The organism is Bosea sp. 685 (assembly GCF_031884435.1).
GTDB lineage: Bacteria > Pseudomonadota > Alphaproteobacteria > Rhizobiales > Beijerinckiaceae > Allobosea.
The window spans coordinates 4,212,982-4,228,180 of record NZ_CP134779.1; the positions used below are offsets into that span (position 1 = coordinate 4,212,982).

General features: G+C 65.2%; 13 protein-coding genes. 4 read left to right on the forward strand and 9 right to left on the reverse strand.

The annotated features are described in order from the left end of the window. Positions 1-30 precede the first annotated feature (30 nt). Complete coding sequence (locus tag RMR04_RS20895; RefSeq protein ID WP_311910291.1) at positions 31-1,416, forward strand: tetratricopeptide repeat protein; 1,386 nt, start codon at positions 31-33, stop codon at positions 1,414-1,416. A gap of 43 nt (positions 1,417-1,459) precedes the next feature. Beyond that, positions 1,460-1,945: a hypothetical protein gene (locus RMR04_RS20900; RefSeq protein ID WP_311910293.1), complete on the forward strand. Its 486-nt coding sequence runs from the start codon at positions 1,460-1,462 to the stop codon at positions 1,943-1,945. Here the strand turns inward: RMR04_RS20900 and RMR04_RS20905 are convergent. The 8 genes from RMR04_RS20905 to RMR04_RS20940 are packed head-to-tail and all read right to left on the reverse strand — an operon-like array spanning position 1,909 to position 9,298. Then, the gene (locus RMR04_RS20905) at positions 1,909-2,868 is read right to left on the reverse strand and encodes an amidohydrolase family protein (RefSeq protein WP_311910294.1); all 960 of its coding nucleotides are present in this window, start codon (positions 2,866-2,868) and stop codon (positions 1,909-1,911) included. The genes RMR04_RS20900 and RMR04_RS20905 overlap by 37 nt on opposite strands. 7 nt (positions 2,869-2,875) lie before the next feature. Continuing rightward, complete coding sequence (locus RMR04_RS20910) at positions 2,876-3,670, reverse strand: ABC transporter permease (protein WP_311910295.1); 795 nt, start codon at positions 3,668-3,670, stop codon at positions 2,876-2,878. A 2-nt stretch (positions 3,671-3,672) separates the two neighbouring features. After that, positions 3,673-4,536 carry an ABC transporter permease gene (locus RMR04_RS20915; protein ID WP_311910296.1) on the reverse strand — a complete coding sequence of 288 codons (864 nt, stop codon included), beginning with the start codon at positions 4,534-4,536 and terminating at the stop codon, positions 3,673-3,675. A 9-nt stretch (positions 4,537-4,545) separates the two neighbouring features. Beyond that, entirely contained in the window at positions 4,546-5,631 is a 1,086-nt protein-coding gene (locus tag RMR04_RS20920) for an ABC transporter ATP-binding protein (RefSeq protein WP_311910297.1), read from the reverse strand. Between the two features lie 19 nt (positions 5,632-5,650). Continuing rightward, entirely contained in the window at positions 5,651-6,712 is a 1,062-nt protein-coding gene (locus RMR04_RS20925; protein WP_311910298.1) for an ABC transporter substrate-binding protein, read from the reverse strand. Positions 6,713-6,735: 23 nt separating this feature from the next. Then, the gene (locus RMR04_RS20930; protein WP_311910299.1) at positions 6,736-7,410 is read right to left on the reverse strand and encodes an RraA family protein; all 675 of its coding nucleotides are present in this window, start codon (positions 7,408-7,410) and stop codon (positions 6,736-6,738) included. Positions 7,411-7,429: 19 nt separating this feature from the next. Further along, entirely contained in the window at positions 7,430-8,116 is a 687-nt protein-coding gene (locus RMR04_RS20935) for an RraA family protein (RefSeq protein WP_311910300.1), read from the reverse strand. Between the two features lie 3 nt (positions 8,117-8,119). Further along, a complete protein-coding gene (locus tag RMR04_RS20940; protein ID WP_311910301.1) occupies positions 8,120-9,298 on the reverse strand; it encodes an aminotransferase-like domain-containing protein in 1,179 nt (392 codons plus the stop codon). Positions 9,299-9,535: 237 nt separating this feature from the next. Here RMR04_RS20940 and RMR04_RS20945 point away from each other — a divergent pair, with 237 nt between their 5' ends. Beyond that, a complete protein-coding gene (locus RMR04_RS20945) occupies positions 9,536-9,988 on the forward strand; it encodes an Lrp/AsnC family transcriptional regulator (RefSeq protein WP_311910303.1) in 453 nt (150 codons plus the stop codon). 361 nt (positions 9,989-10,349) lie between these two features. Continuing rightward, positions 10,350-11,045 (forward strand): DUF2161 domain-containing phosphodiesterase, encoded by a 696-nt coding sequence (locus tag RMR04_RS20950; protein WP_311910304.1) that lies wholly within the window; start codon positions 10,350-10,352, stop codon positions 11,043-11,045. A 309-nt stretch (positions 11,046-11,354) separates the two neighbouring features. Here RMR04_RS20950 and RMR04_RS20955 read toward each other — a convergent pair whose 3' ends face one another. Next, positions 11,355-14,669 (reverse strand): DUF2339 domain-containing protein, encoded by a 3,315-nt coding sequence (locus tag RMR04_RS20955; protein ID WP_311910305.1) that lies wholly within the window; start codon positions 14,667-14,669, stop codon positions 11,355-11,357. Between the last annotated feature and the right edge of the window lie 530 nt (positions 14,670-15,199).

The following is a 15,199-nucleotide window of genomic DNA, read 5'->3' on the forward strand; positions in this document are numbered from 1 at the left end:
CCTTGCCGGGCGCTGCAATGGAGCAGCCTCATGTATCACGATCTATCGGGCGACCGCGTCACCGTCGCCAACGACGCGGCCCGGCTGGCCTGGAACGACACGCTGGAGGCGCTGCTGGCGCATGCCGCAGCGACGCCCGAGCATCTCGCCCGCACCCTCGACGCCGATTCCGGTTTCGCGCTCGCTCATGCGGCCAAGGGCCTGATGCTGCTCTCGCTGGCGCGGCCCGAACTGCTCGGCGCTGCACGCGACTGCCTGGCGAAGGCCCAGGCCGCCATGGCACAGCGCCCGGCGACGCGGCGCGAGCACATGATCAGCGAGGCGCTGGCGCTCTGGCTCGCAGACGCGCCGCGCCAGGCGGCGCAACGCCTGGAGGCCATCCTCGACAGCCATCCCTTCGACGTGCTGGCGCTGAAGCTCTCGCACGGCCTGCGCTTCATGCTCGGCGACCAGGCTGAGATGCTTGCGAGCCTGCGCCGCGTCGTGCCGGGCTTCGCCGAGAGCCATCCGCTCGCCGGCTATGTCAATGGCTGCTACGCGTTCGCCTTGGAGGAGCAGGGCTTCTATGCCGAGGCCGAGCGCACTGGGCGCCGCGCAGTCGCCCTGAGCCCGCGCGACGCCTGGGGCCGCCATGCCGTGGCGCATGTGCTGGAGATGACTGGCCGCGCCAATGAGGGCGTCGCCTGGCTCGGCGATGGTCGCAACTGGGCCCATGCCAATAATCTGCGCTTCCATATCGTCTGGCACCTCGCTCTGTTCCGGCTCGAGCGCGGCGAGACCGCTGAAGTGCTGCGCCTCTATGACGAGGAGATCCGCGGCGAGCAGACCGATGATTACCGCGACATCGCCAACGGCGCCTCGCTGCTGGCCAGGCTCGACTATGCCGGCGTCGATGTCGGCTCGCGCTGGGAGGAACTCGCTGCCAAGGCCGAAGGCCGCGTTCATGACGGCCGCCTCGTCTTCGCCGACCTGCATTACGCGCTCGCGCTGCTCGGCGCCGGCCAACATGACGCGGCCGAAACCATCGCGCGCGGGCTGGTCGAGGATTGCCAGACGCATCCGAGCGGCGAACGGCGCGAAGCCGCCCGCAACGGCGCGCTCGCGGCGTTCGGCCTGATCGCCTTCCATGAGGGCGACTATGCCGAGGCCTCCCGCCTGCTCGGCAGCGCCCGCAGCGGGCTTGTTGCCATCGGCGGCAGCCACGCCCAGCGCGACCTGTTCGAGCAGGCCCATATCGAAAGCCTGATCCGCTCCGGCAATCATGATCGGGCCAACCACGTCCTCAGTGAACGCCTCGCCCGGCGCGGCGGTTCGAACCTCTACGCCGCCCGCAGGCTGGCGCAGCTGCGACAGCGGCCATCGAGCCGGACCGCGGCGCTCGCTATCGCCGCGACGCCGCTTGCCATCGCCCATTGACCCTTTGGACCCCTTGGACCTCTTCGCGACAGGAACCCATGCCATGACCACCGTCACCATGACCCGGGGCTTTGCCTTGCCTTCGACGCGCAGCGTGCTCAACCTCGCTCTCGGCGGCTTTGCCGCGCTCGGCTTCTGGGAGCTGTTCTCGGCCGTGCCGACCGCCTGGTTCGCCGAATATCCGCTGGAGCCGCCGGAGCTGGTCAAGTCGCTCTTCGCGCATCAATTCGGCCTCACCATCTCGACGCCGACAGCCAAGCTGCTGCATTTCACCACCGGCTTCCTGTTCTACCCGCTGGGCTATTACGGGCTGACCCGCTGGGTGAAGAGCTTCGGCATGCCGGCCGATGGCTGGATCTGGGGCGTGATCACCTATTTCATCGCGCTCGGCTTCTTTGCGCCGCTCGCCGGCCAGCATTTTCTGCTCAACGACGTGCCGCGCCTCTCGGTCATGAGCCTCATCGGCCACGCGATCTACGGCTACCTCGCGGCCTATGTCTTCGAGGCGCTGGAAGCGCGCAAGGCCTGAGCAAATGCTCGTGGCGCTGGCTGAACGCGGTAGAGACGGGCCGCATTGCCGTGGAACAAGGCGGTCTGTTCGTCGGGCGAGAAGCCCGCAGTCATGCGCTTGAAGTGGTCGAATATACCGCCATAGGCAATATAACGCGTCGAGACTGGCCAGTCGCTGGCGAATAATGTTCGGCCCGGCCCGAAGCAGGCAATACAGTGGAGCGCCATGTCCTTGACCGCCTCATAGGTCGGGTTGGGATCATAGCCGACCATGTTGACCTTGATCGCGATATTGGGCGCGTCCGCCAGGCGGCGGACGGCCTCGCGCCAGCGGGCAAGACCGTCTTCGTCGCGATCGATCGGGCTGCCGCTGTGATTCACGACAATCTGCAGATCGGGACAGGCGCGGGCGAGAGCAGCGACACCCTCGGCCTGATAGGGATACATCATCAGATCGAGCGTCAGCCCGCGCTTGGCGAGCAACGCGACATCGCGGCGCCAGGCGGGATCGAGCACGACATCTCCGCTCTTGGCCCAGGACTTCGCTGGATTGGTCGGGTGGTGGCTGATGATCGCCCTGAAACCGTTCAGACGCGGGTTTGCGCTTTCGCGCTCGATGATCGGCAGCGCATCCTTGGTCCCGAACGGCGCCGATCCAACATAGCGGGCTGCGACTCCGGAACGTTTGTCGAGCGTATCGAGCCAGGCAAGTTCCCCGCCCGGATCGGCCGGGTCCCACAAGGCTTCGACATGGACGCTCGCCACGACGTCATGGGCCATGCTTGCCTGGCGATAGTCTTCCGTCAGGAAATTGCGCCGGATGCTTTCGAGGCCACTTACCGCGGTTGCGCCCCCGGACGGCTTGAGCCAGGGGTGCCGCCCCATCGACACATCCCAGAGATGCATATGCGGATCGATAATCGGTCCTGAATAGATCGGCATCGTTCCGCTACCTCAAAAACCCCTTCGAGAGCCCGATGCTCCGATGGACCACGGTCACCACGGCGAGCGTCATCACGATCATCAGGACCGCGATCGCAGCGATCAGCGGGTCGGAGCGCGACTCGAGATGCCTGAACATCTCCACGGGCAGCGTCGAAACCCGCGGCCCGGCCAGGAACAGCGTGATCACGATCTCGTCGAACGAAACGAGAAAGCTCAGCGCGCCGGCCGAGAGCAGGCCAGGCGCGATCAGTGGCAGGGTGACCCGGCAGAAGACGCTCAGCGGCCTCGCTCCCAAGGTCGCCGCGGCCTCCTCGACCACGATCGGCAAGCCGCCCAGCGCCGTCACGAGAATGCGCAACGCATAAGGCAGGGTCAGGACGAGATGTCCGAGCGCGATGCCCGTGAAGGTCCCAAGCAGGCCGACAGAGGCGAAGGTGATCAAGATCGCCAGGCCGAGCACGATGGTCGGCAGCAGAAGCGGCGCCGTGAACAGATTGTAGATGAATTCCACGCCGCGCGGCTTGAGCCTGACGATGACATAGGAGGCCGGCAAGGCGATCAGCAGCGTCGCCGCAGTCACCAGCGTCGCAAGGATCAGGCTGTTGCGGAAGCCTTCCAGCATCCGCCCGTTGGCGAAGATCGCCGCATACCACCTCAGGCTCCAGCTCGAAGGTGGAAAGCGCAAGGTCGTCTCGCCGCTGAAGGACAGCGGAACGATCACCAGGACCGGAGCGAGCAGGAAAACGAAAAGGATCGCGACAGCGATCTTCAGCGGCAGGCCTGTGCGGGTTTCCGTCATCGTCAGTCCAGCGAGCGCAGGGCGCGCGTATAGAGGGTCAGTGCGGTGCCGAACAGCAGGAGGACCAGGATCGACAGCGTCGCAGCCGCCGGCCAGTTCAACGTCACGATGGCCTGGTCGTAAATCTCCGTCGCCAGAAGGAAGACCCGACCTCCACCCAGCACGCGCGGCGTGATGAAGGACGAGACGCAGAGGACGAAACAGAAGAAGCAGCCGAGCGCGATGCCCGGCGCGGTCAAAGGCACGACGATGCGCCAGAAACTCTGCCAGGGCCTGGCGCCGAGTGTCAGGGCAGCCTCTTCGCATCGTGGATCGAGGCGGCCGAAGCCCGCCAGCAGCGCAAGGATCATGTAGGGCATCAGGATTTCGGTCAGCCCGATGACGACGCCCGTCAGATTGAACAGCAGCCTGAACGGAACCGGCGCTCCGAAGAACCCCAGCGCATTATTGATCAATCCACCATCCGCGAGCATCGCGATCCAGCCATAGGTCCTGACCACTGCGGAGGTCAGCAACGGCGCGATGACGAGGACGAAGAGGAAGGTTCGCCAGGCTCCGCTCGCCCGGTGCAAATAGAGCGCGATCGGATAGGACAGGAGTAGCGTCAGCACCGTGATCAGCACGCTCACGCCGATCGATCGCAGAAGGATTTCCAGGTAATAGGTGTCCGCCACGAGCTGGACCCAGTTCTCCCAGGTGAAGGCCGGCCCGATGCCGCCGCCGGGCAGCGCCTCGTTGAACGAGATCCGCAGGAGGTTGACGATCGGAACGATGAACACGATGGCGTTGACGAGCAGGATCGGCGTGATGAGCGCTGCTGCGAGGCCGGCGCCATTGCGGTTCATGTCGTTCTTGCCGCCGGCCATCGCCCGCCCTCACGCAGACCTGGCGAAGGCGAGGGTATCCTCGACGCGCCATGAAAGATCGACCGCAGCGCCCGGCAGATGCGGTGCGCCGGCAGCGATGGTGTGATGTTCGATCAGCCAGGTGGCACCATCGACATCGACATCGTACTGGACGACGTCGCCGATATAGACGACGCGCCTGACCTGCCCCGATACCCGGTTGAAGCCATCTCCGCCGGCCGGCTCTCCAAACGCGATCCGATGCGGCCGCACCATCACCTCGATCTCGCCGCTCTGTGTCACCGGCAGGCGGATCACGTGGCTCCCGACGATCGCGTGATCGCCCCGCGCCAGGCAGGGAAGCCGGTTGATGCGGCCGACAAAGGAGGCGACGAAAGGGTTGGCCGGGCGCTCGTAGAGGTCGGTGGGAGCGCCGATCTGCTCCACCTTGCCGGCGTTCATAACGGCGACCTTGTCGCACATGGCGAGCGCCTCCGCCTGATCGTGGGTGACGAAGACGGCGGTGATGCCGAGCCTTTGCTGGATCTCCCGGATCTCGGCACGCATCTGGTCGCGCAGCTTCGCGTCGAGATTGGAGAGCGGTTCGTCGAAGAGCAGCGTCTTGGGCTGGATCACGAGCGCGCGCGCCAGCGCGACGCGCTGCTGCTGGCCGCCGGAGAGTTCGCGCGGCCGCCTTTGCTCCATGCCCCGCAGGCGGACCATGTCGATGGCCTCCGCGACGCGGCGCGCGATCTCGGCTTTGGCGACACGGCGCATCTGGAGGCCGAAGGCGATGTTCCTCTCGACCGTCATATGCGGAAAGAGTGCGTAGCTCTGGAAGACCACGCCCATGTCCCGATTATAGGGTGGCTCGTCCGAGATATCCCTGCCGCCGACCATCACGCGCCCTGCGGTCGCCGGCACGAGGCCGGCGATCATCCGCAACGTGGTCGTCTTGCCGCAGCCGGACGGCCCCAGCAGCGCGACCAACTCACCGCGCGGCACGTCCAGGTTCAGATCATGGACGGCCGTGAAGCCGGCATACTGCTTGTGCAGATGCTGGAGCGACAGATAGGCGTCTGCCTTGGATGCAAGGGTACGGTCGCCCGCAATCATCGTGTCGCGCCTCGCCCCGTCACTTGCTGAGCGGGATGACGCGCCGGCGCCAATCCTGCGTGAGCTTGTCACGGATCTTGGCAAGCTCCAGCCAGTCGACATCGATCACCTTGCTCATATCGGCTGGCCGGATCCGCTTGGCGGCCTCTGGCGAGAGCTCTGCCTTCTTGTTGGTGGGCCCGTAGAACATCGCTTCGGCGAAGGCTTTCTGCGCGACGGGGCTCAGCATGTAGTCGACGAGTTTTCTGGCCGCGGCCGGCTGGGGCGCGTTCTTCACCAGCGTGACCGCATTGATCTGGAACAAGGTTCCCTCGTCAGGGATCGAGGCGGCGAGCACGCTGCCGGGCTGATCGGCAAAGACCTGCGAGCGGGCGTTGTAGCCGGCCCCGATCGCCGCTTGCTGCGACATGACCATTCCCCAGAGATCGGGCTTGGGATCCCAGGTCATCACATGCGGCGCGAGCGTTTCCATCTCCTTCACGCCCTTGTCGAGATTGTGATTCCAGTCCGTTCCGCCGGCGATCTTCTCCATCACGACGGTCAGCGCGATGCCCAGGATGTCGGGAGCACCGTGGAGTGCGACCTTGCGGTCTACGGCTGGGGCCCAGAGCGCGCGCCAGGACTTCGGCGGCTCCTTCAGGATCGTCTTGTCATAGACCAGGACGAGGCTGTCGAACGTCATGCCTGCGAGGTTGACGCCCGGCATCAGTGCCTGCGGATAGAGGTCCTTGACATGCGCCGTGACCTTTTCATCGATCGGGTCGAACAGGTTTTCGTCGGAGCCTGCCTTTGCGATCGAGATGTCCATCATCGCCACATCGATCTGCGGCGCGCTCTTCTGCGCCCGCAAGGTGCCCAGGATCGCGGCGGAATTGCCGGGCGCGAAGTAGACCACCTTGATGTCGGGGTTTGCTGTCATGAAGGGCTCGATCACGGCCTTCGTGTAGAGGTCCTGATAGAGCCCGGTATAGCCGGCGAAGGTGATGGTGGTTTGGGCGGCCGCCGGAGCGGCGATGAGGGTCGCGGCAATGGTCGCCGCGACGGCAGTACTTGCAATTCCAGCACTTGCAATTCTCGACATGTCACAACCCCCTTTTGTCATGCTCAGACCGGATTTCTGATGAGCTTCGCCTCGACCATCGCGGTCGCGCCCGTGATGTCCGGCAGCTTCTCGCCGGCGCGCAGCCGCACATGCATGCCTGCCTCGGCGGCCTGCATCGCCAGGGCACGCTCGGCGGCCTGTCGCGCGACGGCTGGTGCGAAAACGAGCACGCCCTGCTCGTCGGCCAGAACCGCGTCCCCCGGGTTGACCACCTGGCCACCGATGCTGATCGGCACGTTCATGGCGCCTTCGATCCCGAGCAGACGCGTCGTGATCGAGGACAGGCCTCGGCTCCACATCGGCAGATCGAACTCCTGGATCTCCGAAAGGTCGGTCGCCGGGCCGTCGATGATGCCGGCCTTGACGCCGGCGAGCTTCATGGCGAGCGTCATGCCGCCACCCCAGCAGGCGTATTTCGTGTCGCCGCAGCGATCGACCAGCACGACGTCGCCGGGGCGCACGAGCTTGGCTGCATAGTGCAGCAGGGTCGAATCCGCATGGGGCAGTCGCAGCGTCACGGCCGTACCGGCCACACGTCGGCGCGGCAGCAGGGCTGCGATGGCGCGATCGACGAACCCTGGATACAGCACATGGCCGATCGTCGCCGTCTCGGCTTTCTCCAGGAGATCGACCAGCTCCTTGTCGATCTGTGGCGGCATATCGTTGACGACGAACATGGTCCTCTTTCCCCTTGCGTTACGACTGAATATTCGTGGGGGCAGCTGCTTCGGGAAGGCCAAAGAGACTCTGCACCGATGTTCCGCCCGCCAGCGCTTCTTCCCAGGCGGCCTCCTTGGCCAGTTTCGCCTCGGCGTCGCCGATCAAACGCCTGATCGCGGCAGGCGACAGCACGACGAGGCCGTCATCGTCTCCGATCAGCAGGTCGCCCGGCGAGACGAGCTGGCCCCCGACCACGACGGGGCGATTGACCACGCCACGTTCGGCCGATGAGGGTCCGCGCGGCGTGATCGAACGGGCGAACACCGAGAAATCGCTCCAGCCCGCCAAAGTCGCGACATCGCGCACCGCACCGTCGCAGACGATCCCGCAAGCGCCCTTGCGGCGCAGCTGGCCCCCGAGGATTTCCCCGATCATCGCCGTTTCGGCGTGGCCCGACGCGGCGATCACGAGCACATCGCCCGGCCCGACGGCATCGACGGCGTAGAGGACCGCGCCGAAATCGGGTGGCTCGCAAAGCGCAGTCACCGCGCGGCCGAACAATCTTGGCTGGCGACCGACGGCACAGATCGGCCGAATCCGCGGATCGAGCAACGCGTCATGCCTGTCGAGATCGGCGATGATCGCCGCGGGAACGGCCCGCCAGCGATCGAGATCGGACTGTGCGATCTGCGGGATCTGCGGTGCTTGCACGGAGACGGGCATGGCTCAGGCCTTGTCCTCACACAGGTGGCGGGTCGCCTCGGCGAGGCGTCTCACGCCCTCGTCGAGGCGTTCGGGTGGGTTGAGCGTGAAATTGAGGCGCATGGCGCTGCGATTGCGGCCTGAGGCGTCGAAGACGCTGCTCGGAGCGATGCAGACTCCCGCCTCCAGGGCGAGCTGGAAGAGACGTTCGGTGTCGAGCGAAGGGTCACGGGCGACCGCCCAGACGAACATGCCGCCAACGGGAACCTCCCAATCGAACCATGCTGAGAGGTGGGCCTTCATCGCCAGGCAAAGTGCATCCCGGCGTTTGCGATAGAGTTCGACGATGACGGGCTGCACGCGCTCGATGAGGCCGTTTTCCAGCGCCGCCAGGGCGATGTGTTGTGTGACCCCGCTGGTGCACATGTCACTGCCCTGCTTGGCGGTCGTCAAAGCGCGGATCATCTCGGGGGCCGCTACGACCCAGCCGATGCGCAGGCCTGGCGCGACCGCCTTGGACAGCGTGCCCGTATAGATCACGGGTCCGCCATATCCGTTTGGCCCGCCAAGTCCGTTTGGCCCGCCATGCCTCTCGGCGGACAGGTCTATCAGGCGCGGCAGTGGGCTGCGGTCATAGTGGAGGCCGCCATAGGGATCATCCTCGACCAGCCAGACGCCCGTGCTCTGAGCGGCATCGACAAGCCGTTCCCGCAGCGCCATGTCCACGAGCCGGCCCGAGGGATTGGAGAAGTTGGGCACCGTATAGGTGAACTGGGCACCCGCCATCGCGGCAACCGGATCGAATTCCGGGCTCTCGAGAACGAGGTTGCGGAAAGCCGGCCGGCGCGGGCGCCAGGCATCGAGCGCTCCCAGATAGGTCGGGAACTGGCCAGCGACGATCCCGCCTTCCTCGAGCAGGACCTTCCCGACGAGGTCGAGCCCCTGCATGCCACTGGTGGTGACGAGGATGTTCTCGGGGGTGAGGCGCAGCGCGCGCGAGCTGAGGCGTTGAGCCAAGGCGCGGCGAAGCGAAGGCAGTCCCTCGATCGGCCCGTAGCCAAGCGTTTCGACCGGATGCGTCTCGATCACCTGTTTCGCGATGGCTGCGATTTCGGGAACCGGATAGGTCTGCGGAGCGGGAAGGCCGCCAGCCAGATTGATCAGTTCCGGATTGGCACCGGCGGCCAGAAACCGTTGCGTCACATCATTGGTCGTCCGAAGCCATGCAGCGAAGGGAGGGCGCTGCGCGGTGCGGGACGGCGCGTGGCATAGGACCTGGCTCATGCTTCGACCTCGAGCGGGCCGCCCGGCGAATACGGGCGTCTTGTTGAAAAATGATGCCACGTTCAAATCAGCGAGTCCGTGCAAAAATTGGCGTCGTTTGCCGGATCCGTGGTGTATTTCACTCAATCGAGGATCTCATTTGAGGAATGATCGCTGATGATGAAATTGGATGCGATCGATCGGCGGATTGTCGCCGCGCTGCAGGCGAATGGGCGCATGTCGACACTGGAGGTTGCTGAAAGGGTCGGGCTGTCCGCGAGCCCCTGCAGTCGTCGGATCAAAGCTCTCGAAGAGGCTGGCGTGATCGAAGGTTATGGAGCCCGGATCAACCCAGGCGCGCTCGGCCTCAACATCAGCGTCGTCGTCTCCGTTCGGCTCGGCAAATTCGGGCCGGAGGGCCATCAACAGTTCCAGCAGGCGATCTCGGGGCGACCGGAGATCACCCAGTGGCTCCTGGTGACGGGCAGCGTCGATTATCTGCTGAGCGTCCGGGTCAAGGACATCGAAGCGCTGCGAGAGTTTGTGACCAACACACTGCAGTCGATCCCGATCGTCGCCGAGACATCGACGATGGTCGTCCTTGAAACAGGGCACGCAGCCCGCGCCTGATTGGGGTTCGGTCGCGTTCGATCGGTACAGCCTCTAGGACAATCCCGGTGCTTGCAATTGCACGGATCCAAGCGTCGAGGCGGTCTTGGAGCCCGTTTGGACATTCCAGCCCTCATCCTGAGGAGCCGCGAAGCGGCGTCTCGAAGGATGCTCCAGATGGTTCCGGAACCTCCTGGAACATCCTTCGAGACGCCATTTCCGAGGAAATGGCTCCTCAGGATGAGGGCTCGCGGAGTTTCCAAACGGGCTCTTAGGGCCATTTGTCATTCCGAAACGACTGCGGCCGCATAGTCGCGGCAGCCGCCCATCTCCCGACAGCCGATTCCGGGAGTGGCGTTTGGTTGCATCCGGAGATTTCGCGTTGGAGACGACCCTCTATTTGCCGGTCAAGCGCTTTCTCGAGAATCTCGGCTATGCCGTGAAGGGCGAGATCGGGCGATGTGACCTTGTCGGGCTCAAGGAGGGTGACCCGGCTGTCGTCGTGATCGGCGAGCTGAAGCTGAGCTTCAACCTCGAGCTTGTCCTGCAAGGCGTCGACCGGATGAGCGTCGGCGACGAGATCTGGCTCGCCGCCCGCCTGTCGGCCAGGGGCAAGGGGCGCGAGAGCGATGCCCGGTACCGTAACCTGTGCCGGCGCCTCGGCTTTGGGCTGCTCGGTGTCGCCTCCTCCGGTCGTGTCGATGTCCTGGTCTCCCCGGCGGCGCCGACGCCGCGCAAGGATCCCCGGCGCCGCTCGAAGCTCGTGGAGGAGCACAAACGGCGCCAGGGCGATCCGGTCGCGGGCGGCGGCACGAAAATGCCGATCATGACCGCCTATCGGCAACAGGCGCTTGCCTGCGCCGCGGCGATGACGGCGACGCCGCAGCGGCCGCGCGATCTCAAGCCATCCTGCCCGGACGCCCAGAAGATCCTGCATCGCAATGTCTATGGCTGGTTCGAACGTGCCGATCGCGGGGTCTACGCGCTCACGGAGGCCGGCCGCGCCGCGCTGCTGAAATGGCCGCCGTCCACGATCGAGCGAAGGCATGAAGACCCGGCCGGGCATGCGTCTGCCTAGAGGCGCAATCAATTCTGAACGGCGCGCACGGGCTCCTTTCGACATGCCGCGCTTCGTCTTCTCCGAAGCTCTCAAAAGCCTGGCCCGAAATGAACCGAGCTATTTCAATGGCTCTGTCTCGATCATCTATGCGCCGTCATCCTGGGCGAAGCGAAGCTTCGACCCGGGATCCATCGTAGAGAGCCGCGCTCTACGATGGATCCCGGATCTGCGCCGCTGACGCGGCTTGTCCAGGATGACGGCGCGGAGAACGGAAAGCGATTGTAAGCCATTGAAATCTTTGGCTTCATTTCGGGCCAACCTCCAAGGCTATGGTGAGACGGAGGCGTCGCCTGTGACCTTCTCCTGCTGCGCAAATTCGCGCCGCAGCAGGCGCTGATAAGCGAGCCCGATCCCGACGAGGCAGGCGCCCAGGCCGATGAAGGACAACGCCCTCAAGAGGCCTTCCAAACCCGACATATCGACGAGGAAGGCTTTGCAGATCGCGACAGTGACGACGGCAAGGGAGGCCAGCCTGAGGTCTTTCGATTGCAGCCGGAAGCCGAGCGCCAATAGGGCGACGCCATAGAGCAGGAGCGCCGCCGAGTAAGCGTAGAGTTCGGTTGCGCTGCCGCCATCGACCAGCAGGTCGGGGCCGACGAACCAGCGCCGCACCTCGATCAACAGGTAGATCAGGCCGCCTATGATCGCTGCCGCGCCAAAGATGCGCCTGGCCAGCGGAGCCGCGACGTATTCGCGTGTCCAGCGCGCCGCGGTGAAGGCGAGAAGCGATGGCATGAGATAGCCGACCAAGGCGTTGTCGAGGATGATCGGCCCGGCCAATGGCGCCTCTGTCAGCAGCGGATTGGCGAGCAGTCCCGAGAGAAGTCCGAAGGCGATGCTGGAGCCAAGAGCCGCGCTTTCCGCGCGGACGACGATGGGGCGACCGAACACCCTGACCGAACCGGCGATCATGACGGCAATGGTCGCGATGAAGCCGAGCGAGGCGTACCAACCAGCTTCGGCCAGCGTTACCGGCACCTCGGAGACGAGCAGTGGCCCGTGGAAGCCATGTCTCAGAAGCAGGAAGGCGCACAGCACCGCCCCGCCGATTGCGGTCTTGGCGAAGGCTTGACTGATTGCTGGACGGGCGGAGCGCGTCCAGAAGGCAAGGCCGGCGAAGGCAAGGGTTGCTGCGCCATATCCCCATAGGATCCGATTGAAGATGATCGGGCCGGAGACGCCGCTTTGATCGATCATCGGATTGCGCAGGATGCCGAGCGCGAGCGTCGCCCATCCGATCGCCAGGACGGCCAGCGCGCGCATCGCATATTCGGTCACGCGGCTGCTTGCGGCTGTGTGCCAGATCCGCGCCGCGGCAGTCAGGGCGAGCAGCATGAGCGTGACGATGACCGCCTCGACGAAGCCGACGGTCTCAACGGATCGCGGCGCCATTTGCGGGCCCGCAAAGGCGTGCCGGACGATGAGGATGGCCCCGAGAGAAATCAAGACGGCCGCACAGGCGGTGAGACTTTCGCCGATGCGCGAGCGTGCTTCATCTCGATCGAGCACGAAACCCAGTACGCCCAGAGACAGGCCGGCCAGCACGTAGAGCATGAGCCGGTTGAAGACGGGCGGCCCGAGCACCTGCGTGCCATCGAAGAGCGGATTGAGCAGGCCGCAAAGCCCAGCGAGGCTCAGCACGATCAGGGCGGCGGCAGCGATGTCTGCAGCCGGGCCGAAGATGCGCCCGGCCAGGCGGCGAGCAAGGCGTTGCAATCCTGCCCCGATGAGGCCGATCGCCACGACATGCATCACAGCTTCCTCGAAGAGCCTGTTTCGTGGCTCCCCCAAATAATGGTCTGCGATCAGCGTGATGTTCGGCACGAGGTCCGGCCCGGCGAAGAACTGCCGGATTTCGAGCAAGACGAACGCTGCCCCAAAGGCAACGGCCAAAGCCTCGTGCACGCTGCGGGGCCGGTCCTGCTTTGCGCGCAGCGCCAGAGCGCCAATAGCGAAGCACAGCGCCGGACCGGCATAGGCGGGGATGACCCAGTTGACGATGGGCCAGGAGCCCATATCGGTGACGATCGGTTGCCAGACCAGGCGCGCGAATGCGGCCGTCGCCAAAGCGGCCGACATGCTGCGCAACAAGGGGATCGGGCGCAGGCTGGCGATGATGGCAACGCCTGCTGCGGCGATGGCCAGCCCGACCACAAGCCAGGTCTCGCGCAGCGCAAAGGCAACAGTCATGCCGAGCGCTATCGAGCCGCCGGCGGCATAGGCGGCCGAGCCGATGAAGGCGAGCGGGTTGGTCCGCGACCGCGTGTTGCGTCGTTCGACGGGCAGCAGCACTTCCGAAGCGCCAAACAGCGCCAGCGACAGCAAGAGCGCGAGCGCCGCGAAGCCGGTCGAGCGCTCAAAGCCGTTGCTGCGCAGAGCCGCTGCCAGCAACAAACAGATCGGTCCAAGCGCGGAGGCGAAGGCAAGGCAGCCGCGGATGATGAATCCGCCTGCACCGGAGCCCTTGCGCGTCAGCAGGGCATAGAAGGGAAGTCCTGCGACGATCACAGCCAGCAGGGCAGCGGTCCAGCCAATTCCCGGACCGGCATTGCCGGTGAAACTCAGCCTGATGAGATCGAGGACGAGGTGCGGCGAGATGCCGAAGGCGGCCTCCCGGCTCGGCCAGAGCAAGACCATTCCCGCCGCGGCAGCCGCAGCCAGAGGCGCCAGCGGCGCAAGGTCACGGTGCCGCGCAGACGAGAGCACGGCCACCAGCACCGATATCAGAATGGCAGCGTGCAGCGGTGCGGGACCACCATCGGCTGTCCATATGACCCCGGACAGAACCAGCGGGACGGCGATCGCGATGAGGCTGATCGCGTCGAAGCCCAAAACGGTCCAAACGCCCTGGGCTGATCGGCCCCTGAGCGCGGGCCATTCCTTGAGCAAGACAAGAGCAAGCACTGCGCCGACGATCAGCAAGAAGGAGGCCCATGGCGGATTGTGACCCGCCAGTGCGATCAGCAGGGTCCAGATGCCGTGTCCCGCAACGGCGCCCAGCGTGACCACCCGGCTCGGCCGCCGCGCATGCAGAAGGAAGGCGGTCGTCGTGACGAAAGCGATGAAGATGGATAGCGACGCGTAGCTCGGCGCGGTGCTGGCGACCAGCATGGGCGTCGCATAGGAGCCGACGAGGCCAAATAGCCCAAGGACCGGGCCGTGGACGAGAGATGCGGCAAGCGCGGCCAGGCCGATCAGCCCCATCAACGCGAAGGCGAAACCAGGCCCGATGAAGCCATAGATCGCATGCGCCGCAAAGACGACGCCGAACCCGCTGAGCACGCTGACGCCGGCGAGAACGCCGGGGATGTTGGCGCTGCCCAGACGTTCGAATGCAGCCGAGACAGGGCCGAGATCGTGGATCTGGTCGGTCCGCCTCAGATATTCACTGGCGGCGGCGGCGAGAAGCGAAAAACCCGCGCCCATCAACAGGCGCACGCCTGGGCCGAAGACACCGGCCTCGATTGAGTATCGAACGAGGAAGAGCCCGCCAAAGGCGAGTGCGATACCACCCACCCAAACCGCCCAACGCGAGCCGATCGCCTCTTCGAAATCGCGGCGTGGAGCGACTGGCGCAGGCAACGGCGCCTCAGTGATTGCAGCCACTGGCGGTGGTGATGAGGGTACGGCCTGTGCTTCGAAGGTCTGCGGAGCGTACTCCGGCTCGAGCTCAGCATCGCGGGCCGCTTCGGCAAGCGGCTCGATCTCTTCCACGGAGGGCGACGGCGCCTCGAACGCATCGAGCGGCGGCGGGGGAGCGATTACGGGTTCAGGCGGACTATCCGGCGTCGGTTGCAGGATGGCCTCAGCCCGAACGACAGCATCCGCGGGCGAAGCCGTATCGCGAGCGGACCACTGCGTGGCTGCGAGTCCGCTGTCGGCTTCTGGCTGGCCAGGTTCCGCAAGAGATCTGCGAAGCGCGGCTATCGCAGATCGCAATTCGTCGAGTTCAGCCTGCTGCCTTGCAACACGTGCAAGCGCGTCATTGGCTCGCCCGATTGCAGAGAAGGCCGCCCAAGGGACGGCGATGAGGAAGCCAAGGATAAGGATTACGAGGCCGAGCAGAGCCAGAGCTTCCAAAACATACCCTCAACCACAGATAGACCGTCGTT